1 protein-coding gene is annotated in these 249 nt (G+C 39.8%); it reads left to right on the forward strand.

All coding sequences use genetic code 11. The features are described from left to right. Window positions 1-161: 161 nt before the first annotated feature. Window positions 162-249: DUF5522 domain-containing protein (locus I5349_RS13940; protein WP_226391381.1), on the forward strand; the 88-nt coding region annotated here is incomplete at its 3' end.

Consider the following 249-nt stretch of genomic DNA (forward strand, 5'->3'; position numbering starts at 1 on the left):
CTAGTTTACTGGATGTTATCGTTTCCACCATAATGATTCGAATTCTATTAGTTTTGTATTTCTAAAAAGCATCGATTGTCGCTTAGTCGCTGTTTACAAAGGTACAAAATTTAAAGTGAAAGCACCAATAAATGGCTAATCGTAAGCAATCATCAGCGCCTATGACACTTCAGGAGGGGGATTTTTCCCTCAATGAATCTGGACCGATGGTCTTCACAGCACAGTATCATTTGACGCGAAGCTACTGCG

Origin of the sequence: Penaeicola halotolerans (assembly GCF_016464625.1) — a bacterium.
GTDB lineage: Bacteria > Bacteroidota > Bacteroidia > Cytophagales > Cyclobacteriaceae > Penaeicola > Penaeicola halotolerans.